Source organism: Marinobacter panjinensis (assembly GCF_005298175.1).
GTDB classification, from domain to species: Bacteria; Pseudomonadota; Gammaproteobacteria; order Pseudomonadales; family Oleiphilaceae; genus Marinobacter; species Marinobacter panjinensis.
Map to the genome: position 1 here is coordinate 699,628 of NZ_SZYH01000001.1, position 23,182 is coordinate 722,809.

21 protein-coding genes are annotated in these 23,182 nt (G+C 58.9%); 2 read left to right on the plus strand and 19 right to left on the minus strand.

Going from position 1 to position 23,182, the window contains the following annotated elements; genetic code table 11:
* The first annotated feature begins 29 nt into the window (after positions 1-29).
* The gene (locus FDP08_RS03170) at positions 30-437 is read left to right on the plus strand and encodes an acyl-CoA thioesterase (RefSeq protein WP_137434581.1); all 408 of its coding nucleotides are present in this window, start codon (positions 30-32) and stop codon (positions 435-437) included.
* Between the two features lie 31 nt (positions 438-468).
* Here the strand turns inward: FDP08_RS03170 and FDP08_RS03175 are convergent, their stop codons facing one another.
* The 3 genes from FDP08_RS03175 to FDP08_RS03185 all read right to left on the minus strand — a co-directional run bounded on the left by FDP08_RS03175 (position 469) and on the right by FDP08_RS03185 (position 7,354).
* Positions 469-1,590 carry a beta-ketoacyl-ACP synthase III gene (locus FDP08_RS03175; RefSeq protein WP_137434582.1) on the minus strand — a complete coding sequence of 374 codons (1,122 nt, stop codon included), beginning with the start codon at positions 1,588-1,590 and terminating at the stop codon, positions 469-471.
* 152 nt (positions 1,591-1,742) lie between these two features.
* The gene (gene hrpA / locus FDP08_RS03180) at positions 1,743-5,669 is read right to left on the minus strand and encodes an ATP-dependent RNA helicase HrpA (protein ID WP_170978962.1); all 3,927 of its coding nucleotides are present in this window, start codon (positions 5,667-5,669) and stop codon (positions 1,743-1,745) included.
* Positions 5,670-5,677: 8 nt separating this feature from the next.
* Complete coding sequence (locus tag FDP08_RS03185) at positions 5,678-7,354, minus strand: long-chain fatty acid--CoA ligase (RefSeq protein WP_137434583.1); 1,677 nt, start codon at positions 7,352-7,354, stop codon at positions 5,678-5,680.
* Between the two features lie 208 nt (positions 7,355-7,562).
* Here FDP08_RS03185 and FDP08_RS03190 point away from each other — a divergent pair, with 208 nt between their 5' ends.
* The gene (locus FDP08_RS03190; protein WP_137434584.1) at positions 7,563-8,048 is read left to right on the plus strand and encodes a MaoC/PaaZ C-terminal domain-containing protein; all 486 of its coding nucleotides are present in this window, start codon (positions 7,563-7,565) and stop codon (positions 8,046-8,048) included.
* Here the strand turns inward: FDP08_RS03190 and FDP08_RS03195 are convergent.
* From FDP08_RS03195 to FDP08_RS03270, 16 genes are all read right to left on the minus strand, one after another.
* Positions 8,045-9,016: an AgmX/PglI C-terminal domain-containing protein gene (locus FDP08_RS03195; protein WP_228263218.1), complete on the minus strand. Its 972-nt coding sequence runs from the start codon at positions 9,014-9,016 to the stop codon at positions 8,045-8,047. The genes FDP08_RS03190 and FDP08_RS03195 overlap by 4 nt on opposite strands.
* Positions 9,009-9,503, minus strand: coding sequence for an ExbD/TolR family protein (locus FDP08_RS03200; protein WP_137434585.1), 495 nt, complete (start codon positions 9,501-9,503; stop codon positions 9,009-9,011). Before FDP08_RS03200 ends, FDP08_RS03195 begins: the two co-directional genes overlap by 8 nt.
* Complete coding sequence (locus FDP08_RS03205; RefSeq protein ID WP_137434586.1) at positions 9,500-10,015, minus strand: ExbD/TolR family protein; 516 nt, start codon at positions 10,013-10,015, stop codon at positions 9,500-9,502. The genes FDP08_RS03200 and FDP08_RS03205 overlap by 4 nt, the downstream gene beginning before the upstream one ends.
* A 16-nt stretch (positions 10,016-10,031) precedes the next feature.
* Positions 10,032-10,688, minus strand: a complete 657-nt coding sequence (locus tag FDP08_RS03210; RefSeq protein WP_137434587.1) for a MotA/TolQ/ExbB proton channel family protein — start codon at positions 10,686-10,688, stop codon at positions 10,032-10,034.
* 16 nt (positions 10,689-10,704) lie between these two features.
* The gene (locus FDP08_RS03215) at positions 10,705-11,022 is read right to left on the minus strand and encodes a hypothetical protein (protein ID WP_137434588.1); all 318 of its coding nucleotides are present in this window, start codon (positions 11,020-11,022) and stop codon (positions 10,705-10,707) included.
* On the minus strand, positions 11,023-11,493 hold the full coding sequence (locus FDP08_RS03220) for a tetratricopeptide repeat protein (protein ID WP_137434589.1): 471 nt from the start codon (positions 11,491-11,493) through the stop codon (positions 11,023-11,025).
* On the minus strand, positions 11,483-14,284 hold the full coding sequence (locus FDP08_RS03225) for a tetratricopeptide repeat protein (RefSeq protein WP_137434590.1): 2,802 nt from the start codon (positions 14,282-14,284) through the stop codon (positions 11,483-11,485). Before FDP08_RS03225 ends, FDP08_RS03220 begins: the two co-directional genes overlap by 11 nt.
* Positions 14,281-15,888 (minus strand): hypothetical protein, encoded by a 1,608-nt coding sequence (locus FDP08_RS03230; RefSeq protein ID WP_228263219.1) that lies wholly within the window; start codon positions 15,886-15,888, stop codon positions 14,281-14,283. Before FDP08_RS03230 ends, FDP08_RS03225 begins: the two co-directional genes overlap by 4 nt.
* 48 nt (positions 15,889-15,936) lie before the next feature.
* A complete protein-coding gene (locus FDP08_RS03235; RefSeq protein ID WP_228263220.1) occupies positions 15,937-16,488 on the minus strand; it encodes an AraC family transcriptional regulator in 552 nt (183 codons plus the stop codon).
* A 325-nt stretch (positions 16,489-16,813) separates the two neighbouring features.
* Positions 16,814-17,992, minus strand: a complete 1,179-nt coding sequence (locus FDP08_RS03240) for a vWA domain-containing protein (protein ID WP_137434592.1) — start codon at positions 17,990-17,992, stop codon at positions 16,814-16,816.
* A 22-nt stretch (positions 17,993-18,014) separates the two neighbouring features.
* A complete protein-coding gene (locus tag FDP08_RS03245; protein WP_137434593.1) occupies positions 18,015-18,857 on the minus strand; it encodes an AAA family ATPase in 843 nt (280 codons plus the stop codon).
* A gap of 87 nt (positions 18,858-18,944) precedes the next feature.
* Positions 18,945-20,903 carry a vWA domain-containing protein gene (locus tag FDP08_RS03250; protein ID WP_137434594.1) on the minus strand — a complete coding sequence of 653 codons (1,959 nt, stop codon included), beginning with the start codon at positions 20,901-20,903 and terminating at the stop codon, positions 18,945-18,947.
* Between the two features lie 35 nt (positions 20,904-20,938).
* Positions 20,939-21,283 (minus strand): hypothetical protein, encoded by a 345-nt coding sequence (locus FDP08_RS03255; RefSeq protein ID WP_137434595.1) that lies wholly within the window; start codon positions 21,281-21,283, stop codon positions 20,939-20,941.
* The gene (locus FDP08_RS03260; RefSeq protein WP_137434596.1) at positions 21,283-21,729 is read right to left on the minus strand and encodes a YcgN family cysteine cluster protein; all 447 of its coding nucleotides are present in this window, start codon (positions 21,727-21,729) and stop codon (positions 21,283-21,285) included. Before FDP08_RS03260 ends, FDP08_RS03255 begins: the two co-directional genes overlap by 1 nt.
* Complete coding sequence (locus FDP08_RS03265; protein WP_137434597.1) at positions 21,726-22,019, minus strand: YcgL domain-containing protein; 294 nt, start codon at positions 22,017-22,019, stop codon at positions 21,726-21,728. The genes FDP08_RS03260 and FDP08_RS03265 overlap by 4 nt, the downstream gene beginning before the upstream one ends.
* Entirely contained in the window at positions 22,016-23,164 is a 1,149-nt protein-coding gene (locus FDP08_RS03270) for a ribonuclease D (RefSeq protein WP_137434598.1), read from the minus strand. The genes FDP08_RS03265 and FDP08_RS03270 overlap by 4 nt, the downstream gene beginning before the upstream one ends.
* Between the last annotated feature and the right edge of the window lie 18 nt (positions 23,165-23,182).

Genomic DNA, 23,182 nt, shown 5'->3' on the forward strand with positions numbered 1-23,182 from the left:
CCTGAGGTTGTTAAAAAAGGAGCACATCGATGTCAGTACCCGGAAATCTTGTCAGCACCATCTCCATGCCACTACGCTGGGGTGATATGGACGCATACGGTCACGCCAACAATACGGTTTTTTTCCGCTTCTTCGAAGAAGCCCGCATTACCTGGTTAGCATCCCTTGAGCTGGGTGCAGAAAACGACCCCGATGGCCCGATCATTATAAAGACCAGCGCCACCTTTCTGAAGGAGCTTTCGCACCCGGCAACCGTCGCGGTAAGAACATACGCTGATAAGGCAGGCAATTCCAGCCTCGACACCTATCACATCGTGACCGATATCGAGAGCGGGGAGCTTTACGCGGAAGGCTACGCAAAGATAGTCTGGTTTGATCGCACCAATCGCAAGTCCATGGCTCTGCCAGACAAACTCAGGGCGCTGGCGGCCGGCTGAACCAACCACTACCACCCTTGATGGCTTCACTCTATCGGCGGCGAACCACAACGCTGCCGATGGAGTAGCCGGCACCAAACGAGCAGATGACACCCAGATCGCCAGCGGTAAAATCATCCTTGTGCTTGTGGAAAGCAATGATGGAACCGGCAGAACTGGTGTTGGCGTATTCGTCCAGAATGACCGGCGCCTCTTCCGTATCCGCATCACGCCCGAGTACCTTGCGGGCAATCAGCTGATTCATGTTCAGGTTGGCCTGGTGCAGCCACATGCGCTTGAGGTCATCCGGCGCCAGCGACAGGCTGGACAGCTGCTTGAGGATGGTCTCCGCCACCAGCGGCGATACTTCCTTGAACACCTTCCGGCCCTGCTGGACAAACAGCTTGTCCGGCTTGTTGATCCCGGACTCATCACCCCGGTTCAGGAAACCGAAGTTATTGCGGATGTTATTGGAGAACTTCGTCAGCAGGCTGGTTCCCAGTATTTCGAAACCCTGATTTTCAGCTACATCGGCGTCCCGTTCAACCAGGATGGCGGTGCAGGCATCGCCGAAAATGAAGTGACTGTCGCGGTCGCGGAAATTCAGGTGGCCGGAGCAGATTTCCGGGCTTACCACCAGCACAGCCCTGGCTGTGCCATTTTCGACAGCATTGACCGCTGCCTGCAGGCCGAAGGTGGCTGAGCTGCAGGCCACATTCATGTCGTAGGCGAAGCCTTCAATGCCAAGGGCATCCTGAACTTCGACTGAAATGGCCGGGTACGGGCGCTGCATGTTGGAACAGGCAACGATAACGGCATCCACATCAGAGGCAGACTTGCCGGCTTGTTGCAGTGCCTCGTTGCAGGCTGCAATCGACATCTCACACTGCACCGACGGTTCGTCGTTGCTGCGGTCCGGTATATTGGGGCACATCCGCTCCGGGTCCAGAATGCCTTCCTTGTCGATGACATGGCGGCGCTTGATGCCCGAGGCTTTCTCGATAAATGCAGAAGAGGAAGGCTGAAGTGGCTCCACATCCCCGCTGGCGATGTCGTCGGCATGACGGGCATTGTGGAGTTCCACGAAGGCATTGAATGCCTCCACCAGCTCGTCGTTGGTAATGGTTGCTGGCGGTGTGTACAACCCGGTCCCGCTGATAACGGCTCTAATCACGCTAACCCCACGTAGTAGGTCGGATTAGCCGAAGGCGTAATCCGACATAGATATGAATGCACCAATATTGGCCAAATACTAACACAGTCTGACTGTTTTGCTCGCGGCGACCATCGTCTTAGGCCCGGGCAATGTTCAGGCCCGGCGTCATTCTACACCCGGGTTTTTTCCCACTGCCGGTCCAGACGTTTCACCGATACCGGTACGGCTGTACCAAGTTGCTGCGCAAAGAAGGATACCCGGAACTCCTCCAGCATCCAGCGATACAGCACCAGCTCCGGATCCCGAACCCCCTGGCGTTGCTGCTCATCCCGTTTGCTGGCGTAGCGGGACCACAGGGGCTCCATGGTATGCAGGAACTCCCGTTCCCGGCCAGGTTCCCTGGGCATTTTTTCGAAACGGAGACTGGCGGCCTCGAAATAACGGCCAAAATGCGCCAGCCATTCAGGCGGCGTTGCCACGAGAAATCCCGGATAAACAAGATTTTGAAGCTGAAACTTCAGGTCCGCCATACTATTGGCCAGCGCCAGGCTGATTTTGCCCTTCAGTTGCTTCATCACGCCGTGGTAGCCGGTCATGGCCTGATGCAGCCTTTCGTCTGCTTCCTCCAGGGCCGGGATGAACTCCGCCCTGCCGGCGTCGAACACCTGCTCGAAGGACGTGCTGTCACGGGGTACATCGCCCGGCACAAAATGCTGCATGGCGGTTGCCAGCAAAAGGTCATCAAGCAGCACACGAGCCTTGCCCACCGGCGCAAACATCAGCGCCGAGGCCTTGAAGTGGGGTAACTTCCGGTCGATGTCGTCCAGTCTGCTGCCCAGCCGGATCAGGATCAGCCGCGCCACTGCCTTGCGCGTAGCGTCATCCGCTGTCAGGCGGTCCAGGAACCGGGTCTGGCGAACCGCATCGCCCTGATCTTCCAGCGCCGGGTACACGGTGACCTCCATGCCACCTTTCTCGGTTCTGACCGATTGCGGAAGCTCGCCGAAATCCCACCCGGTCGATGGCCTGGCAGGCTCATCGCCTGGCTGCTTTTGAGTGGCTGACGACAGCGCTGCTTCCGCCCGGCCTTCCAGTTCACTCTGCAGCTTTTCCGTTTCCCGGCCCTCAGCGATGGGTTTGCCGGCGTCATCCACTACCCGCAGGTTCATCCGCAGGTGCCTGGGCAACTCCTCTTGTGGCCAGGCATCGGGGTCGATCCGCACGCCGGTCATCCGCCGCAGCTGTTCGCCCAACTGCAGTGCAAGGGGTTCATTGGAGGGTTGGAGATTCTCCAGCGCCGCTTCCACAAAGTCCGGCACCGGCACAAAGTTGCGCCGCAAGGCCTTGGGCAATCCCTTCACAAGCGCAATGCACTTCTCCCGCAACAGCCCGGGCACCAGCCACTCCAGCCGCCTGGCAGGCAGCTGCTTCAGGGCCATCACCGGCGCCTGCAGGGTAACGCCATCCCGCTCGCTTGTGGGCTCAAACTCGTAACTCAGCGGGTAACGCACACCCTCCCACTCCAGGTAATCCGGGTACAGGGCGCCAGCCTGCTCGTCCACAGGGCGCTGGAGAATATCGGACTCCGTAAGCTCCATGTTACGGAGTTCGTCGGCGCTGAGCTGCTTCCACCAGCTTTCGAAATGCCGACCGCTGACGATGTCGGCGGGCAGGCGCTGGTCGTAGAAATCCACCAACACTTCGTCTTCCACCAGCAGGTCCCGGCGCCGGGTCTTACGCTCCAGGTTCTCGACGGTATCCAGCAATTCCCGGTTGCGGGCAATGAACGGTGCTTTGGACTGGTAATCCCCTTCCACCAGCGCATGACGGATAAACAGATTGCGGCATTCGGCCGGATCTACCTTGCTGTACGGAATCCGCCGTTTGGGGATAATATCGAGGCCGTACAGGGAAATCTTTTCGTAGCCCATCACCTGGCCGCGCTTCTGCTCCCAGTGGGGCTCGAAGTAGTGATGTTTCACCACATGGCCGGCAAGGGGCTCGATCCATTCCGGCTCGATCTTCGCCACCACCCGGGCGAACACCCGGCTGGTTTCGACTATTTCGGCCGCAACAATCCATTTGGGCCCGGCTTTCGACACCTTGGAGCCAGGGAAGATCATCACCTTGCGATTGCGGGTGGCCAGGTATTCCTTCTTTTCCAGCTTGACGGCCACATGCCCCAACAGCCCGGCCAGAATGGCCTTGTGGAGCGCTTCGTAACTGGCGGTTTCCTTGTTCAGACTGAGCTTCTGTTCGCGACAGATCAGCGTGAGCTGGCGATGGATGTCACGCCATTCCCGCATCCGCATCCAGGACAGGAAGCTTTTCTGGCACACCTTCTTGAGCTGGTTCTGGGACAATTCCTGGCGTTGTTCCTCGTAGAAATTCCAAATGTTCAGAAACGTCAGGAAGTCGGATTCCTTGTCGTTGAACGGCGCATGGGCCTGGTCGGCGGCCTGCTGCTTGTCCTGCGGCCGCTCCCTGGGGTCCTGTACACTGAGGCCGGCGATGATCACCAGGGTTTCCGCCAGGCTGCCTTGTTCCGACGACGTGACCAGCATGCGGGCCAACCGCGGGTCCAGGGGTAACCGCGCCATGGTGCGCCCAAGGCCGGTGACCCGCCGCTTGTCGTCCACCGCCCCCAGTTCTTCCAGCAGTTTGTAGCCGTCGTTGATCAGGCGGGCGTCCGGCGGCTCCAGGAACGGAAAATGCCGGATGTCTCCCAGCCCGGAGGTGGTCATCTGCAGGATGACGGACGCCAGGTTGGTGCGAAGGATCTCCGGGTCCGTGTATTCCGGCCGGTTGATAAAGTCGGTCTCGTCATAGAGCCGGAAGCAGATACCCGGCGCCACCCGGCCACACCGCCCTGCCCGCTGGTTGGCACTGGCCTGGGACACCGGCTCAATGGGCAGACGCTGGATTTTCGAGCGCACACTGTAACGGCTGATCCGCGCCACGCCGGTGTCGATCACGTAGCGTATACCCGGCACCGTCAGGGAGGTTTCCGCCACGTTAGTGGAAAGCACTATGCGCCGGCCGCGGTGACCCTGGAATATCCGGTTCTGCTCCTGGTTACTGAGGCGTGAATACAGCGGCAGCACCTCGGTATGGCGCAGCTCCGCGTGGCGCAACACCTTGCTCAGGCTGCGGATTTCCCGCTCGCCAGGCAGGAATACCAGCACATCGCCCGGGGGTTGTTTTTCCGCCCGCTCGTGTTGCTCGATCTCCTCCATGGCCCGCAGCACGCCGTCGGTCCAGCCCTGGTCACGATCATCTTCGTCACCGGTCAGGGGGCGATAGCGGATATCCACCGGAAAGGTGCGGCCGCTGACTTCAATCACCGGGGCATCGTTGAAGAACTGGCTGAACCGCTCCACCTCAATGGTGGCGGAGGTGATAATGACCTTCAGGTCCGGGCGTTTGGGCAGGAGCTGTCGCAGGTAGCCCATCAGAAAATCGATGTTGAGGCTGCGTTCGTGGGCCTCATCAATAATCAGGGTGTCGTAACGGTCGAGAAACCGGTCGTGCTGGACTTCCGACAGCAGGATGCCATCGGTCATCACCTTCAGTCGTGACTGCTCTGAGGTGGTATCGGTGAAACGTACCTGGTAGCCCACCTGGCCACCGGTATGCTCTCCGAGTTCCTCGGCAATGCGGCCGGCGACGGTGCGGGCAGCAATTCGCCGCGGCTGGGTATGGCCAATCAGCCCGCGAATGCCGCGGCCGCTGTTCATGCAGATCTTGGGAATCTGGGTGGTTTTACCCGAACCGGTTTCACCGGCAATGATCACCACCTGATTCTGTTCGATGGCCTCGCGAATATCATCGACCCGGTCCGATACCGGAAGCGACGAGGGAAAGGTGGCAGGTTTGTGCAGCGCCAGGCGCTCTCTGACTCTGGCCTGACCGCGGTCAAGCCATTGCGCCATTTTCTCAAGGTCTTTCTGCCCCGGGTGGCCTTTTTTACGGGCCACCAGCTTGTGAATACGGGCTGCTTCAATCTGGTTGCAGGTATCCAGCTGTTCCAGGACGGCCTTTACGGCCGCCCTGCAATCTGGTGTATTCGCTGGCTGTGCTGGTGGGGCTTGTGTCATCGAACCTTTTACTTGTTGTTGGCTTCGTCCCGGAGCTCGCGGCGCAGGATCTTGCCAACGTTGGTTTTCGGCAGTTCTTCGCGGAACTCGAACGACTTGGGCACCTTGTAGGCGGTCAGGCGTTCACGGCAGAACTCTTTCAATTCGTTTTCCGTAACGCCTTCTGCGGTGGGCACCAGGAAGACCTTCACGGCTTCGCCGCTCTTGGCATCTTCCACACCGACAGCGGCACATTCAACCACTTTCGGGTGACCGCTCACAACATCTTCGATTTCGTTCGGGAACACGTTGAAGCCGGACACGATAATCATGTCCTTCTTGCGATCCACGATACGAATATAGCCATCTTCCTGGATCAGGGCGATGTCGCCGGTTTGCAGGAAGCCATCGTCGGTAAAGGATTTCTGGGTGTCCTCGGGGCGCTGCCAGTAGCCGCGCATCACCTGCGGGCCCTTCACACACAGCTCGCCCGGCTCGCCAATCGGGGTTTCGTTGCCGTCATCGTCAATGGTTTTGACTTCGGTGCCCGGAATCGGCAGGCCGATGGTACCAAGCTGAATGGCACTATTGGGGTTGAAGGTGACTACCGGCGACGTTTCGGTCATGCCGTAACCTTCACTGATTTCACAGCCGGTGACGCGCTGCCACATCTTGGCAGTATCGCTGGTCAGCGCCATACCACCCGACGAGGTCAGCTTCAGCCCACTGAAATCCAGATCCTGGAACTCCTCGTTGTTACACAACGCCACGAACAGAGTATTCAGGCCCAGGAAAGCCGTGAACTTGTATTTTTTGAGTTCCTTGACGAAGCCCGGAATATCGCGGGGGTTCGGAATAAGCACGTTATGAGCGCCGGCTTCCAGCATGATGCCGCAGTTCAGGGTGAACGAGTAGATGTGGTACAGCGGCAGCGGTGCAATCACCACTTCCTTGCCCTCTTCCACCGTGTCTTCCATCATCGGGCGTACCTGCAGCAGGTTCGCCACCAGGTTGCCGTGAGTCAGCATGGCGCCCTTGGCAACACCCGTGGTACCACCGGTGTACTGCAGTACCGCGATATCGTCTTTCTTGCACTCAACCGGAGTGAACTTTTCCTTGCTACCGGCGCTGAGAACCGCTGGCAGTTTGTGGGCCTGTGGCAGGTTATAGGCCGGTACCATCTTCTTCAGGTGTTTTACCGCCGCATTCATCAGCGTACGCTTCAGCGGAGAGTGCATGTCAGCAATTTCGGTAACAATGACATGCTCGATGCTGGTATGGGGGAGCACTTTCTCGGCGTTATTGGCCATGTTGGCCAGCACCACGAGCGCTTTGGCGCCGGAGTCGTTAAACTGGTGTTCCATCTCGCGAGTGGTATACAGCGGGTTGGTATTCACCACGATCAGGCCGGCGCGCATGGCACCGAACACGACAACGGGATACTGGGTGACATTGGGCATCTGAACCGCAATCCGGTCACCCGGTTTGAGGTCAGTCTTGTTCTGCAACCAGGCCGCAAAATTACGGCTCTGGGTGTCCAGATCGCGATAAGTGAGCGTGGCGCCAACAGCGCTAAAGGCAGGCCGGTCGGCGTATTTTTTCACCGCCTGATCAAATACGTCCACCATGCTGGTGTACTTGTCCAGGTCAACGTTGTGGGGCACACCGGCGGGGTATTTGTCCTGATAGAACTGCTCAAAATCCATCACCATCTCCTGTTGGGCGTTTGTGCTTATAATGTGTACGGATATCGGATTGATCAATAAATCAACCAGACAAAAGTATCAGCCTCGAAAAGTCGGGAGAGAATAGCAGTTTTGTGAACGATGAGGTAGTTTTCGAGGCAGGACTGTAGCCTTTACAACCAATAACCTGATTGGCAATTATCCCGTCAGGACCGCCAGCGGAGCCCAAATGAGCGACACCCTCGATACGCTTGAAAACATTACCTACGACGAACTTCAGGAAGGCGACTCTGCAACCTTCGTAAAGACACTGACAGAAGACGAGCTGGTGCTCTTTGCGGCGGTATCCGGCGACGTTAACCCGTTGCACCTGGATTCCGAATTTGCCGCCGACTCCGGGTACCATGAGCGTATTGCTCATGGCATGTGGAGCGGTTCGCTGATTTCCGCTGCCCTGGCCACCGTGATGCCGGGACCAGGCACTGTCTATCTGGAACAGAGCCTGACGTTCAGACAGGCAGTCAAAGTGGACGATACACTCACGGTAAACCTGAAAGTGCTTAGCAAGGGGCGAAGGAACCGCGTGACCCTGGCCTGCGACGTTCGTAACCAGAATGGTGAGAAGGTAGTCACCGGTGAAGCCAAAGTAATCGCCCCCACCCAGAAAGTGTCCCTCAGCAAACCCCGGCTACCCAAGATTACCATTGAACGCTAGCCCGGCAGAAAGTCGATGGGGAATCTCACCGTGCGGGATTCCACATCGTCTTCACCGAAGTTGAACAGGCGTACCCGTGTGGCGATACGCTGCTCCAGACTGTCATTGTTCAGCTCGGAACTCACCACCTCGCAGCGGGACACCGAGCCATCTGGCTCGATCACCAGCTCCAGCATCAGCTTGCCTTCCAGGGTCGGGTCCTGCCTCAGCTCCCTTCGATACAGCGAATAAAGCGCAGTTTTCTGGGCATCAAATACCTGGCGGATATTGCTCATGGCACGTTTCCCTGGCCCGGAATCCGGCGCGGGTACCGGCTCGGGCGCCGCTTCCTGTGCCACCTCGACCTCTCTGACTTCGTGGCCGGCAACGGCGACGTCGGCTTCCGGCGCCGATTCCCGACTCACACCCCCGCTGCCTGCCAGAGCTGTATCCGCATCGGATTCGGCGCCGAACAGGTCTCCCGGCCTGGTATCACCTGCGGCCTCGACGTTGGCGGAGAGGGTTTTCACCCGGTCCGGCTCTGGCGTGCGCATGCTGGCAAGCTGGTCCTTCATCGCTAACAGGCCTGAACGAGAGGCGGTTTCGCGCGCCTGCTCCACGGTCTGTTTCGGCTCTGTCCGGGCAGGCTCCGGTGGCGGCGTTTCTTTGATTGCCTCGGCCACTGAGGGCGCCTGGATTTCCGGTTCCGGCTCTGCCGGTTCGGGATCGGGTTGCGGGTCGGGCTCTGGCTCCGGCTCTGGCAAAGACACCGGCTCCGGTGGCTCGGGCTGTTCCACCAGCCTGGCCAGTTGAGGTGGTATTTTCTCCGCTTCGCTGCGTTCCGGTTCGGGAAGATTCATGGCAGGAATCAGGAATGCCGGCGGCAGAAAAACCGCGACCATAACCAGCAAGGCCAATACGAATCGGCGGTTTTCACCTTTCTCCGCGCCCCAGGGCAAGCCGGAAGGCAGGTTCTGACGGTCAGCCACTACCCACCTCCTTTGTTGACTCCACAGCGAGCCGCACCTGCCGGAAATCTTCATCAATACAGGTCTGCATGATCTTTCGAAGCAGTCGGTAATCCGTCGAACGCCCCGCCATAATGGTTACTTCATGTCCCTGCTCCGGCACCTCTCCCCTGCGATTCCTGACCCACGCGAGCTCTTCGGCCAGCCCGCCAATGGTTTTGTCGCCAGTCTCGATGCTGTCCAGTGTGGCCACTTCACGGCCCTGAACCAGAATAGACCGGCCAATCACCTGAACCATCATGGATTCCACTGCGTCGTTCTCTGCAGTGGATTCCGGAAGCGGTACGTCAGCCGTATTCTGCATCACCTTCACATCGGAGGAGCTCACCATCAGAAAGAACACCAGAATGGTGAAGATATCCATCAGTGAGACCAGGTTCAGGCCACCGGGCCGATGCATGCGCCCGTAGTGGCGCTGCATCCGGCGGGCGCGACGGGATGTTTTCATACGCCCTCCCCGGTATCCGACAGTGCCCGGTCTTCAGCAGCGTCAGCCAGGGCAACATCCGGAAACAGCTCTCCTTCCACCACGCTGGCGGCCACTACGGCCTGGTAGGAACGAAGCGTGTCCATGGTTGTCACCAGTGTCTGGTAATCGATCTCCGGGCCGACCTCAAGGACGATATCCGTCTTGTCCGGCACCTGTTGCTTGACCTGCTTCAGGGTTTCCCGCAAGCCGTCGAAATCCTGCTCGCCTTCCACCAATGGCAGCGTGCGGATGACGCCGCGCTCGCTGTCCAGCACTTCCAGACCGTCCGGTATCAGGGCAACCACTAGCCGCAACTCGTCGGCCTCCGGTGCCTCACCGGCTTCCATGCCCGGGAAGTTCAGCTCAATCATCCGGATCTGGCTGAACACCATGCCCAGCAGCAGAACCGGTACCAGCACGATCATCAGATTCAAGAACGGCGTGATGTCCAGTTCCGGATTGCTGGCGAGCCTGCGATGCTTTCGTCTCATACTGCGAAACCCCGGCTCAGGCGGCGGATTGCTTTGGTGAGGGCGACGTCTGCTCGGAAATGATGTTCAGCAGCTTCACACCGGCCATCTCGAAACTGTCGACAATCTCGTTGGTGCGGGTCTGAAGCAATGCATGGAACATCAGCAACGGAATCGCCGACATCAGCCCGAAGGCGGTGGTGTTCATGGCCACGGAAATGCTTTCCGACAATAAAGACGCCTTCTGAGACGGGTCCGCGGCGGCGACCGCCGTGAAGGCGGCTATCAGTCCAATGATGGTGCCAAGCAGCCCCAGCAAGGTAGCTATATTGGCCAGTGTGGCCAGGTACTGGGTGCGTTTCTCCAGCCGCGGCAACACTTCCATCAACCCCTCTTCCATGGCGTATTCAACATCTTCGCGGGGATGATTATTGAGCAGCCGACCAATACCGGCACTCATGATAGAGGCGATAGCACTGTCGGAACTGCTGGCCGCTTTCATGGCACGCTGGTAGTCCCGCTTACGCAGCAGCGGCAGTATGCCTTTCTCGAACGCCAGGCGGTTCCGTCGTCGCACCGAAGCGAGATAGACAAAACGTTCAATCGTGATCGCCAGGCCAACCGCCAGCACAAGGGCGATGGGGTACATGAAGGGACCACCTTCCTGAAAAAATCGAACAACAGTTTCCAGCATATTCAGACTCCCGTTTCTACTGCAGGGACAGCGTGGAATCCAGGGACGGATTCAGCGTTTCACGAAATTTCCGGTGACGCTCCAGCGTCAGCGGATCCTTGGGTTCAAGTAATTCCTCGTTACCGGCCTCCAGCTCTGCCCGCGTCCGGCGTGGCAGGGTTGGTGGCTGCCAGGGCAGGATATAGAGCACGCCCGGGTCGTCATCGCCGGTGTGGCGGGTGATACCCTCCACCGAGAGCGCTACGGTTTCACTTTCTGTCGCAACAGCCTGTGACGGAAGTGTTGCCAGAAGCGCAATCAGTCCGGTTACTGCCATCAAGGGGGATTTGCTCATTTACTCGACCCTCCTCTCCAGGTCCGCAATCCAGCCGGCCACCTGTTTGCCTTCGGCATCGGCAAGCTCGCTGTAACGGCGGTAATGACGTAGCGCGGTATCCAGGTCGAGCAGGTAAAGCTCCGAGATAATCGCCAGGTTGTAATGCAGCTCTTCGGTGTCCGGCGAATGCTCCAGCCCTTTTCGCAACATCGATGCGGCCTCACCAAAGCGCCCCTGCTCCCGCAACAGCAACGCCAGGTTATTGGCCGTCATGGCATTGCGGGGGTCCAGGCTGAAAGCCTGCCGGTACCGAGCCAGGGCCTCTTCAGTATTGCCCTGCTGCTGCGCCTGCCATGCCTGGCGGGCGAGCTCGCCGGCCTCGGCACTGTTGTCCACAACAGGTACGGGCTCGGGCTTACTGGCACAACCGGTGACCAGCACAGACAGACAGAACATCAACAACAGGGAGCGAACCGCGTCAGGCACCATCGTTAGACTCCTCATTCCATGTCATCCAGCGAACGTCCCGGTCATAACGGCCGGGGAACAGCTTTGCCAGCACCTGAAGGCTTTGCTCGACCCAGCGGTCAAACTCACCATCGGCCAGCCGCTGATGATTCTGCGCATGCAGCTTGATGGCTTTCTCCTCGAACGGATAAGCCTCTTCCTCAAGCAGCATCTGATACTGCATCGCCTCCAGCTCGTTCAGGTCCGCTGGCGCTTGCGAGGCAATCAGGTCCTGAGCCATTACCCGATAGAGCTCGGCACGCCGGAAGAGAATTTCTGAGCGCAGGGCATCGCCACCCAATTGTTCAGCCTGCGCCAGACGCTCCCGGGCCGATTCCAGTGCCTGCTGTTTTTTCTCAAGCGATGGCCCCAGGGGATGTTGCAGTGACACGTCCGCAAATTGCACCGCTTCGACCTCAGCCAGCGCCATGGCTGCCCTGCCGGCCCAGGCCAGGGTTTCCTCCGAGTGCCAACGGCTGGCCAGTTCCTGTTCCACCAGTTCAGCGCGATACTTGGGTGGTTCGACGTCGGCCGCTATCAGGCGCTGGCGCATGGTCTGGTTGCGGATGTGGGCGCCGGAATCCGGCGGTGTAAGAGCGGCTTCGGCACCATTGAGCCAGGCCACGTAAATGCGGTTACGCCGGTTATGAGCGTTGGCCTGGTGGTAAAGCTCCGCAGCCCTGAGCTGGCGTTCCCAAGCTGGTGTTTCAGCGCCTGCTCCGGCCATCAGCTCGTCTGCGGCCCGAACCGGTTGTTCTGAAGACTGGTAGGCGAACACCAGTTTTTCGCTGACCGTACTGGTGAGCTCATGGTTCGGATAGTCAGCACGGAAACGGTTCAATTCATTGATCGCAGCCTGCCATCGATCCGCCTTCAACAGGGTATTGGCGGCATCGTAACGACCCTTGACGGCAATATCCGATCCCGGAAGGGCGGACTCCACCCTCTGGAAATGGGCAACTGCCTGATCCGTTCTACCCTCCTCGGCGGCCTGCTCACCCTGATAGTAAATACTGCTTGCCAGTTGGCGCTGCAGGCTTTCAGTGTCTTTGCCCTGTTTATCCGGAAGCTGGCCGGATTCCAGCAGCGCCAGCGACTTGCGCCAGGCGTTTTCAGCCAGACCTAAAGACTCCCCGACAACAAACGCCTCACCAGCAACCAGCCAGGCACTGTAACGCTCCTGGCCGCTGGCGGCCGGATGGGCAATTGCCGCCTCGGCGAAGCGCAGAGCGTCATTGTGACGCCCCTGCGCCAGCAACCGGGTGGCGATATCGGCATTCAGCCCGGGCAGGCGCGAGTCATCCGCAAAGGCTTCAGCAAAACGTTCTGCTTCAACCGCCAGATCGTCCAGTGTGGCGCTCAGGGCATATCGGCTGTCCAGAGCTCCGCGCTGGAGTGCAACAGCGGCCCATGCGGCATCTCCAGCGCCTGGATATCCGCTGGTGTCATATGCCGCCTGCCGGAATCCGGTCAGTGCATCCCGGTACTCGCCAGCCTGCAGGAAGGCATCGCCGGAGAGTCGGAGCACTTCACCGGGCCCGGTAACCCGTGGAGCGAGCTGGCGGTAGTAATTCGCGGCCAGGCGGAATTGCTCACGCTTACGGTCACCCGCGGACTCTTCCGCCTGATCATAATGGTAGTCTGCCAGCGACCGGCTGAACGTCTGCCAACGCTGGCGATCGGAATCGGTAAGTGTCTGGTACCGGTCTGTCTCTGAAAACATTGTCACGTAATCTGCCCGGGCTTCCCGGGCGCGGTCTGCCCGCCCGGCCATAAGCCACACATCCACATTCTGGGCAAGAAACGCAGGCACAGCCGGGTGGTTGTGGTGCTCATCCACAAAACGCCGGTTGACTGTCACGCTGCCCTCATAGCGGGCGTTGCTGGCGTAATAGTCGGCAAGCCGGTCATAAAGCAGGTATGCATAGCCCCTGCCGCCGACGTTATCCAACCATTGCGCCAGTGAATTCGCGCCCCGGGCGTCCGCCGCCATCAGGGCGATAATCCGGAAGGTGTCCTCCACCAGTTCGGCATCATCGGTGGGAATCCGTCGAAAGCTGTCCGTTTCACCGCTGAACCTGTCCAGTACCGCCAGAAACGTTTCACCGGCTCTTTTCCATGCGGAAGGGCCCTGCTTGTACTGGCTCCAGCCCTGCATGTAACGAGCCTTGGTCTTGAGGCTTTCTGCACCATCTCCCGAGATGACCCGGCTATACTCAGACTCCGCCACCGCATAGTCACCCGCCGAGAAAGCCGCTTCAGCAATCCGGAAACGGGCTTCCGGCACCAGGGTCGACGAAGGATAAAGGCCGACAAGCTGGCGCAGGCGATCAATGGACTCTTCCGCCTGACCGGTATAGGCATGGGCTTTCGCCATCTGGTAAAGCAACTCATCAAGCCGGCCCTGATAGGAGCCACGGTCCAGGATGGATTCGTAGCTGTCCAGGGCCTGGCGGTATACCTGCTGTTCCCGCTCATTGCTGAAACTGACGTCTTCATCGGTAACCTTCTGGATGTTCGATAACCGGTTCAGGGCATCAATCCGCACCTCGGGCTCGTCGGAATTATCGAACAGCCGCTGGTATCGCCGGGCCACTTCCGTGGGAGAGATTGCCGGCATGGGGCGGGTTTTGAATTCGAGAAAGACCGGCCGCATGTCGCCGATGGTTTCTCCATCCCGCCCCAGCTCTACCCGGAAGGATTCCTGGGCCATTGCCTTCGCGCCGGACAACGACAGGGTCAAGGTCAGGGAAACGAGCAGCAGGCGTCTCATGGCTCACCCCGTTCGATGTTCTGCAGGGCAAGGTATTCATACAGATGGGCGATCTGCTGTTCGGTGCGGTCCAGGGCAAACGCCATGCGATTGTCCTGGTCTTCCACATAGGCCAGCGCAATCTTGTCGAGGGCTTCTTCAGCCTCACCCTGCAACCGCATGGTCCGGCTTCGAATCCCTCTTACCCGCTCCATGGCCTGGTCGGTCCGGGCCAACAACTTGCTCAGGCGGCGGTCCTTTGCTGCAAGCCTCTGATCCAGTTTCCCAAGGGAGAACTTCAGGTCTGCCAGGGTACTGGCGGCGCCTCGTAACGCCTCCTGCTGTGCAACAGACATCGCACGCTCGCTCAAAGCAGCAATGCGCTCCGACAGCCCCTCGATCTGATCGTTGTAGCGAGCGCCGTTAGCTGTGGAATTGTCAGCGGGCCCAAGGCGCTCCCGGATGGCACGGCGGAAGACCGCGAGGCTGTCTTCACGCTGGGCGAGCTGTTGGCTGATCTGTTCCAGTTCCGCCACGCGGTTGACGGCTTCCTGGGCCCGGGCCTGTTCCATGAATCGCAGCAGATAGGCCGTTCTTGGCTGGGTCAGTGTCCGGCTGTCCGCCAGGAACCACTCAGCGTTGGAATCCCGGGCATCTCTGACCAGTGCCTGGTAGGCGCCCTTGTCGCGAATCTGGTCTGCCAGCTTCCGCAGGGTTACCCGTTCGCTCTCGAACGAGGCGTTGGCAGCCAGATAGGCTTCTCCGGCCTGACCAAGATAACCGGAAAGATCGTACCCACGACCAGTCCCCAACCAGGCATTGGCAACACCCGGATAGGCCAGCGGGTACTTTTTGGCGCGATGCCAGGACTGCATGGCTGCCCGCTGATTACCGTTCGCTGATAGCGCCAGGCCGTGGAGATACAGACCCTGGGGTGTGCTGTAACTCTCAAGCGGCACCTTTTCCAGAAAGCTGATGGCCTTGTCGTGGTCTTCGTGCATGTGCGCAAGATGGCCTGCCCGCACCAGAAGGCGACTTCTGAGTTCCTCGCTGCGCCGGCTGTCGGTGTCTTCTTCCGACATGGCCAACGCCACCCGCAGCGCTACCAGTGCGCGGGACGGGTTCAGGTCCCGCTTGCCGTAATCAGCGGAAATATTCATGTAGCCCAGGGCCGACCAGTAACCGGGCTCCATGGCGGCGAGCACCTGCCCGGCCCTGTCGGTTTGATCCGCTTCGCGGTGGAGCTCGGCCAGGCGATACAGTGCCTGCTGCCGCGTCTCGCCGTGGGCAAGTCTGGCTGCGGTTTCAAGATATTTCCCCGCCGCTTCTTTCTCGCCGCTACTCGCCGCCAGGTCAGCCAGCAAAAGGGCCGCCTGGCCACGATAGTACTGCCCGGCCAGAAGTTGGTCGAGTAACCTCCGGGCGTTGTCGCCATTACTGGTAACCATAAGCGCTCTGGCGCGAACGAGCTGGTCCGCTTCAGTGGACAGATTCCGTGTATAGCGCAAAGCGGCCGCCGGGTCCCCGGAGTCCAGAGCGAACCTGGCCAGACCGCCGAGCAATTGGGCTTTGTCATCCCCCACAGGGCTTGCCAGCACGGGCAGGCAGGCCAGCGCAAGGACCATAAAACCAGTGAATCTAATGAGCCGGAGTCGCAACGCCATCATGTCGCCCTACTTCCATTCCTGAAACGAAACTACCGGTTCGAAATCGGGGGCCCGGGCATCCAGCGTCATCTGGAGTCGGGATTCGCCAGGGCGTTTGCGGAAATCGTGAGTAACTTCCCGGCGAACGAATCGCTCATTTGCAGATCGGGCTGTGAGCACCGCTTTCAGCTGATGGGCTCCGTGGGGAAGGTTACCGATGTAGAGGCGCTGGACGCCGCCCTGTTTGAGCGAACCACGCTCTCGCTCGGTATAGAGGTGTGAGGCTACTGGCGTGCCGTTGAGGTACAACTCCACCGTGTCCAGCTCAAGCCCTTCCCGATCCTTGAGTGTCAGGAAAACTGCCACCTGCGTATTGGCGGGATAAAGTACTTCCTCTTCCAGCTCGTAGAGAGTCTGGCTGAGATCCGCCACGTCGGCTTTCAGGCGGTCTATCTCACTGTCCAGCGTGTCGGCGAAGGCCGCTTGCCCGAAGGGGACAGCCAGGGCAATGAACAAGGCCGCCACAGTGGCCAGTGTCCCGCCGAATCTGCGCTCAACCAGTTCTGTTACCTGCGCCATAACCTGGTCTCCGGCAACCATACGCTTCCTGCCTCTTGCAATGTTCTGTAACAAACCGGAAGAAAGAGTAACACTTGGTAACAGGCAAGAACGGTATCCAGATCACCAATTGGGAATCCGAAAGCGTCGGTTTTTTTGACAGGGAAGAAACAGGGGGAGTGTCACGTTAGGCTATGACACATTTTTACAGAGCCATGTTATTGATTTGTAATACTATTAATTACATGGCCCTGGACTTGCAGGTACCGAAGTGCGGGGAAGCTACGATAGCTACCCCGTTTGATATGCCGAGCTTAGCCGATGCCCTCAACCGCATCGGCTTTTTTTATTTGCTCAACTGTTTCATGGCCGATTCCAGGCCTTCAATGGTTAGCGGGTACATGTGGTCATTCACCAGTTGCCGGGTCATGCCCAGTGAGCCTCCCTGCCCCCAGTAATGCTCTGGCAGCGGGTTAATCCACACAACCTTGCGGAAATGCTCAGTAATACGCTGGAACCATGTGGCCCCCGCTTCCTCGTTCCAATGCTCGATGGAACCGCCCGGGTGCGAGATCTCATAGGGTGCCATTGTGGCATCCCCCACAAAGATCACTTTGTAGTCCGGGGTGTATTTGTGAAGGATGTCCCAGGTACTGGTGGTCTCGTTCATGCGGCGAACATTGTTCTTCCAGACGCTCTCGTAGACAAAGTTATGGAAGTAGAAGTATTCCATATGCTTGAACTCCATCCGCGCGGCTGAGAACAGCTCTTCGCACACCCGCACGTGGGGATCCATGGAACCGCCCACATCGAAGAAGATCAGCACTTTGACCGCGTTGTGCCGCTCGGGAACCATTTTCAGGTCCAGGTAGCCGGCATTGCGGGCCGTGGACCGGATGGTATCGTCCATATCCAGCTGGTCCGCAGCGCCCTGGCGGGCAAATTTCCGCAGCCGACGCATGGCCACCTTGATATTGCGGATGCCGAGGGTGACGCTGTCATCCAGATCCTTGAACTCGCGCTTTTCCCAGACTTTCACCGCACGGCCGTGACGGCCCTTGTTCTGGCCAATACGGAAACCTTCAGGGTTATAACCGTTAGCGCCAAACGGTGAGGTGCCACCAGTACCGATCCACTTGTTGCCGCCCTGATGCCGTTCCTTCTGCTCTTCCATGCGCTTCTTGAAGGTTTCGATCAGCTCTTCCAGACCACCCAGGGAATCGATCTTTGCCTTGTCTTCCTCAGACAACTGCTTTTCGAATTCTGCGCGCAGCCAGTCATCCGGGATCAGCGCTTCCATCAGGTCGTCGAGGTTTTCAATACCCTCGAAATAGGCCTGGAACGCACGGTCAAACTTGTCGAAATGGCGTTCGTCCTTGACCAGACACACCCGGGCCAGATAGTAGAATTCTTCCATGTTGGCGAAAGCCAGCCGGTTCTGCAGGGCCTCCAGCAAATCGAGGAATTCACGCAGGCTGGCGGGGACCTTTGCGCGCCGGACTTCGAGAAAAAAATCAATCAACATACTGTGTTGCTCTTGCCGGATTTCAGCTGCGACGACGGGCCATGAAGGCCAGTTTCTGCAACAGGTGGACATCCTGCTCGTTCTTCACCAGGGCGCCATAAAGCGGCGGCAAGGCGGAACTGGTGTCCTTTTCCTGTAACATTTTGGCAGACAACTCGTCCGCCATCAGCAGTTTCAGCCAGTCGATCAGTTCGGAGGTGGAGGGCTTCTTCTTCAGGCCCGGCACCTTGCGTACGTCAAAGAAGACTTCCAGCGCATCCCGTACCACCTGTTGCTGCAGGCCCGGGAAATGCACATCCACGATGCTCTGCATGGTGTCGTGGTTCGGGAAGCTGATGTAGTGGAAGAAACAGCGGCGCAGGAACGCATCCGGTAGCTCTTTTTCGTTGTTGCTGGTGATCACGATGATTGGCCGGTGTTTCGCGCGCACAAGCTTTTGTGTCTCGTACACGAAGAACTCCATGCGGTCGAGTTCCAGCAATAGATCATTCGGGAACTCGATGTCCGCCTTGTCGATCTCGTCGATCAGCAGCACTACCTGCTCCTCAGACTCGAAGGCTTCCCACAGTTTACCCTTGACGATGTAGTTGCCGATGTCCTTGACCTTCTCGTCCCCGAGCTGGGAATCCCGCAGGCGGGAGACCGCATCATACTCGTACAGGCCCTGCTGGGCTTTGGTAGTGGACTTGATGTGCCAGGGAATCAGGCGCATACCAAGGGCGGCGGCCATCTCTTCCGCCAGCAGGGTTTTACCAGTGCCGGGTTCACCCTTGATCAGTAACGGCCGTTGCAGCGTGATGGCTGCATTGACCGCCATTTGCAGGTCGTCAGTGGCTACGTATTTCTCGGTACCGGTAAACTTCATGCTGTCAGTATCCTGTTCAATTAACGATTAAACGGCTGTTTGAAATGAGCGCTCAAGTATAAAGAACCCAAGCCCTTCTGATAAGGGTCAGTTACTTTTTCCCTTGTCAGGCTCATCCTCATCGTCGAGTAGCCCCTTTTCCTCATCAGTATCCGGCAGATCGTCAAATTCGGACAGGTCAAAATCCTCAAGACCAAACTCATCCTCTTCCTCTTCGTCCGGAAGGGCGTCGTCTTCCTGCCCGGGCTCTGGTTCAGACTCACTCTCCGGCTCCGGTTCGGGTTCGGGTTCGGGTTCGTCCACTGTGGCATCAGCGACAGGGATCTCCTCCTCAGTCACTTCCTCTTCAGGCTCGGGCTCTGGTTCTGGCTCCGGATCCGGCTCAGCAACAGCCAGAGGTATCTCTTCGTCACTCTCCGGTTCGGATTCACCCGGCTCATCCGGGACTATCACGGGAGGCTCTTCCCCGGATTCAGCCTTTTTCCGGCGCACGACCAGGAACACCGCCCCGGCGATAACCAGTACGCCCAGGCCGCCAGCCGTCGCGATTGTCCAGAAAGGCAATCCGGCGGATTCTTCAGGCTCTGCGGATGGTTCCGGATCAGCTTCTTCTACCTGGGTGATATCGATTGGTCCATTATCGGCAACGGGTTGCTCTGCCACTTCCGGCTCTGGCGCTGGTTCAGGCGCTGGTTCCGGTGCTGGCCCGGGTTCTGGCTCTGGCAGTGCTTCGACAGGCTCGGCTGCAACGGCTGCCTCTTCACCCTCGGGTAATACAAAACGGGTCACGGCACTGAACCGACGCGAGAACGTCTGGCCGTCGGCGACGATATCCAGCTCGTACTCGCCCTCATCGGGGAGCCGGGGTATATCGTCGGTGTAAACACCGTCTTCGGGGACTTCCTCTCCGGACAGCGTCTTGGTGCCACTGCGGCCATCGTCCGAAGTCAGCGTCAGACGAACGTCAATCACCCCGAGAAAATCGGCATTATCGATTTTCTGGTCATCTTCGAAGAAAGCCACACGCACAGCTATGGGCTCGTTTGCTGTGAACGTGGGCGGCACCGGGCTGACAACCATTCGCAGGTCACTGACAACCGTCACCCGGCTGCCCTCACCCAGTTCACCGTCAATCTGCCACTGGCCTGCGGCCGGGGCCGTTACGGTGATCAGGTCATACTCGGTTTCCCTGACCCAGCGCATGCCATCGGGTACCGATTCAGAGGTCGCTTCCGTCCCGTCCGGGCTGATCAGTCCAAGCTCGCGAGTGGCCGCGGGCTCTTCATCGGCGCGAAAAATCAGTGCAGTGAATTCCTCAACGCCTTCGTCCACCTTGAAGCCATCGCCCTCGATGGGAATCTGCTGTTGAGGAACCGCCGTGTTCAGCGCCTTCAGAAAAGCGCGGGTCAGGGCTTCCGCGGAGGGTGCCAGGGAGTAACTGCCACCGGTTTCTGCAGCGAGCGACTCAAGCAGCGCCAGGTCCGCCTCCTCTGACAGCGCCACGGTGTGAATGGTGGCACCACGGCTGTTCAGCGCCTCCAGCAGGGGGCCAAGAATATTCTCCCGCTCCTTCTCATTGGCGTCAGCATCGCTGGCAATATCCACCTTGCCATCGGTCAGCAGGATAAAGTCGGTATTGTCCAGGTCATCACTGCCTGACAGGTAACGGTCACTGGCCACGCGCAGGGCTTCGCCAAGATTGGTTCGCAGCGCAACGGAATTGATCTGCCCTGAGCGGTCGACGGCCTGCTCTCGCCAGCCATCGGTAACCTCGTCATGGGGAACCAGCATGTTGACGTACTGGCCGAAGGTCCACACCCCTGCACTCGAGCCTTCCGGCAGCATTCGTGCCAGCAGCCGGACTGCAGGCTGACGCAGATTGTCGGGATCGTTGGCTTTCATGGAGCCGGAAATATCCACGATAATGCGGATATCGGCATTCTCAGGCAGTTCGAGCGGGGGTGTCTGGACAGGTGCCTGTTGGGCAGACACCGCGAAAGGCAGGCTGAAAAAAGCGACAAACAGACAGTTCAGAAGTCTTCGCATCAGGGCTCCACGCGGGTTGTCAGTAAAGGACGGTTTCAGCGTTTCACCAGCCGGTATCTCACCAGGTCAAGCATCCACACCAGCAGCATGACCGCGGAGGCGATGCCGAAATTCAGGAAGGCACGCGCGGCTTCGCTGGCGTCGCCCAGAATGGTTTCGTAACCACCGTGCAGCCACGCCGGTATCCACCAGTTAGCGACCTCGGCCGATTCCACCGGTGTCAGGAAGACGACAACCAGAGCTGCCTGAAGCAGTGTACGGATGGCGTAAACCGGAATGATGCGGAACAGTCGCCCCATCGTGTAGAAGAAAACCACAAAGGCGACTGCGTACAGGGCCCAGAAAATTCCGTAAGCGAGGTTTGTTTCTGCGTCTATCATTAAAGGATCCAGTGAATAATGTGTTCTTCCCAGTCTTGCTCTGCCACATCGGCCTCGGACATAACCCGGTGGCGAACCGACACGCCGGCGTCATGCACCGTTTGCGGGTCGCCCGAACGCAGCGGGTGCCAGTCCGCCAGCGGGCGGCCTTCGGCCAGTGTACGATACGCGCAGGTAAATGGCAGCCAGTGGTAATCGCCCAGTGACTCCGGGGTCAGAACCGTGCAGGCCGGCACTTTCTGCAAACGCTCGGAATACACCGTGCACTGGCAGGTGTCCTGGTTCATGTAGCGACAGGCGAGCTCCGTATAGTAAACATCGCCGGTGTCTTCGTCTTCCAGCTTGGCCAGGCAGCATTTGCCGCAACCGTCGCACAGGGATTCCCATTCTGCAGGCGTCATCTCGTCCAGGCGCTTGCGCTGCCAGAACGGAATCTCCGCAATCATTCGCGGCTCTGCTCCGGCTTGCGGCGGAAGTCCACCACGTAGCCGCTGCTCTCTTCCGGCATCTGCAGGAAGAAATCCTTGTCCGCGATGGCATCCAGTACCTGCTTGCCAGAGGTGCGCGCGAGTTTTCGCTCCGGTGTCATGATCAGGTCCATGGAATGGATCGGCTTACCAAAGATCTCCCGCAGACTGTCAGGCAACTCATTCCACACCTGGCCACGGCGAACATAAAGGTAGGTGTCCACTTTTTTGCTGCTGCGAAACACCGATACAAAGGTTTTTCCGGTCATGATGTCAGTAATTCCTCGATTTGTTCCCGCACTGGCGCCAGGGTTTCCTGGCGCCAGCCTTCATCAAATAGCCCGGCAGATAAATCCCTCTGGCTTACCACCGCCTCGAGGCGCTTGCGCGGGGCCAGCAATTCCACGGGAATATCCCGGGCTTCGGCTGCCTGGACCATCTGGCGTTTGACCTGCTTGTAAAACATCTGCTGGTCCCGGCTCAGTGGCGGGGTAATGGTTTCTATGCCGGAATTGTCAGCGGAGGCAGCATTCGCCACCAGCTCAATGATCTTATCACCATAGCGGCGAACCACCGCAGATGGAACGCCCTGAATCGAGGACAGTTCCCGCACCGATTTCGGCAGCTCCTGGGCAATGGCGATCAACAACGGATCAGCCACCACGCGACCCCTGGGCCGGTCACGGTGCCGTGATTCGTGCTCGCGCCAACGTACCAGATCCCGAAGCACACCCTGCTGCTGGCGGCTCAATGTCCATCCACCCCGCAGTTTGAGGTAATGGTTGTCCGGGTCATCCTGGGCCGCAAGCTCCCTGGAGAACCGTGTCGATTCTTCCAAAAGGGCCTCTTCAAGGCCGCGTTCCCGCAACTTCGCCATGACCCAGTGATACATCGGCACCAGAAAACGCACGTCGTCCAGCGCATAACGCTCCTGGGCTTCCGAAAGTGGGCGTGAAACCCAGTCGGAACGGGTAGCGGATTTATCAAGGGTTTCCCCGAACAGGGTTTCCACCAACCGGGCGTAACCCACGGAGAACCCGGCGCCGGCCAGCGCGGCGCCAATCTGCAGATCAACCAGACCCTCCGGCTCCAGTTGCAGCCAGTGACGGAAGAGCTCAAGGTCTTCGCTCATGGCATAAAGCAGCTTGGGAACGTCCGGATCCGTCAGAATACGGCGGAAGCCCTCGGAGGCTTCTGCAACCGCAGGGTCCACCAGACAGAAGCTTTCTCCCAGCCCCAACTGAACCAGGCCCGGAATCGGGTAGAAGGTATTCACCCGTTCGAATTCGGTATCCAGCGCCAGGGGCTCGCCTTTTCCTTCGGCAATCCAGCGGTCCAGTTCATCCGGCTCCCGGATCCAGGAAACAGTCTCGGGAGCCGCGGGAACGAGTGCGGCCGGGTTGGTAACGTCCATAGTAAAAGCCAGGTCAGG